Origin of the sequence: Anaerotignum sp. (assembly GCF_031981185.1) — a bacterium.
GTDB lineage: Bacteria > Bacillota > Clostridia > Lachnospirales > Anaerotignaceae > Chakrabartyella.
Genome location: NZ_DALYUL010000024.1, coordinates 1 through 1591 on the forward strand (window position 1 = coordinate 1; position 1591 = coordinate 1591).

General features: G+C 32.1%; 2 protein-coding genes. Both read left to right on the top strand.

All coding sequences use genetic code 11. The features are described 5' to 3' along the window. Positions 1-217: 217 nt before the first annotated feature. Positions 218-877 carry a response regulator transcription factor gene (locus tag RTK36_RS12785; protein WP_312047633.1) on the top strand — a complete coding sequence of 220 codons (660 nt, stop codon included), beginning with the start codon at positions 218-220 and terminating at the stop codon, positions 875-877. Next, the coding region (locus tag RTK36_RS12790) for a hypothetical protein (RefSeq protein ID WP_312047634.1) at positions 868-1591 on the top strand (724 nt) is incomplete at its 3' end. The genes RTK36_RS12785 and RTK36_RS12790, both read left to right, overlap by 10 nt.

A 1591-nucleotide genomic window follows, 5' to 3' on the forward strand; every position in this document is an offset into this window, starting at 1 on the left:
TGGCATTTGGACCTTCCTCCCTTGGGGAATCTGCGCAAGATTTTCCGAATCATTACTTACATCAAATTTAAGGAATATTGATTTTTTGCAGTTTGGTGGTATGATACAAAGTATAATATTTATTTTTATTTTCACTTTTCTTTTTCTCATAGCACTTCTTTTATTCTCAAATAAATGGGAAGGCAGAAAATCGGAAGATTAAAAGTTAGGAGATCGTATGGCGAATATTCTTGTTATTGATGATGATATTGCAATTTGTAGGCTAATCGAAACTGCACTGACAAGGGATGGACATGTTGTATTTATAAAAAATTCTGCAACTGAAGTTGTAGTAAATGATTTTAAACAGATGGATTTAATTCTCTTGGATATTATGATGCCTAAACTAGATGGCATTTCCTTTTGCAAAGAATACAGAAGCATGATCGATTGTCCAATATTATTTTTAACAGCCAAAACAATGGAACAAGATGTTGTGGATGGGTTATCCGTGGGTGGTGATGACTATATCAAAAAGCCTTTTAGTGTATCAGAACTAAGGGCAAGAGTCAATGCGCATATACGTAGGGAACATAGGGATCGGCACCAAAGTCTAATTTTAAATGATTGTGTTTTTGATTTGTCTGAAAAGACTGTGTCCATTAAAAATAAGCTGATCCTTCTAACCAAAAGCGAATATGAAATTTGTGAGTTGCTGGCAAGAAATAAAGGGCAGATTTTTTCCCTAGAAAATATATTAGAGAAAATATTCGGATTTCAATCTGAAAGTGATATTTCCTCAATTCGTGTACACATAAAAAATATTCGGAGTAAATTTAATGAAGTCACTGACTGTCCCATTGAAACAGTTTGGGGGGTGGGCTATAAATGGAAATAAGAAAGAAACCTACAATTTCAATTTATCGGTTGTTTTTGGAGCATTTGATTGGGCTTTCTGTTGCCATTATGGGTTTAATTTTAGTGTTCATCATAATTATATCTATTGCTTTTCGATCTGGATTTATTTTGCAAGCTAATTATACAGATGTAAAATTAAATCAATTGGAAGAAACTTTAACCAAGCATTTTGATAAAAATACATTGCCACCTTATTGTAGCTATGTGCTTATAGACGTAAATGGTCAGGTTATTGAGAGTGATATGACCGAAAAAGAGTTAAAAAAAACAAAAACATATTTACTAAATAACAACAACTCTTACAACGGTTTTTTTAAGGAAATATACCAGCTTAATGGCAATATCATTATTATTAAATATGATGTGCTTGCACATTTCAGTAATCCAAACCTTCATAAAATAATTCCATATCCTGAACTATTTATTTTGGTTGTTCTTTTTGGACTTATCATTTTGTTCGCCGTTATCACAGCATCAAAATTCAGTAAGAAATTAAGACAAAACTTAAATTCTATTATCACTGCCACCGAAAAAATAGGTAAGCAGGATTTAGATTTTGATATTATCCCCACCCAAATTTTAGAATTTAATTCCGTTTTAAATACCATTGAAAAGCTAAAAGCAGCTTTATCCACCGCACTTAAAGAGCAGTGGAATAAAGAACAACAAAAGAAATTACAGCTTTCTGCATTGG

Coding starts and splice junctions, on each gene's coding strand:
- RTK36_RS12785 (WP_312047633.1), top strand. CDS start 218: ATGGCGAATATTCTTGTTATTGATGATGATATTGCAATTTGTAGGCTA.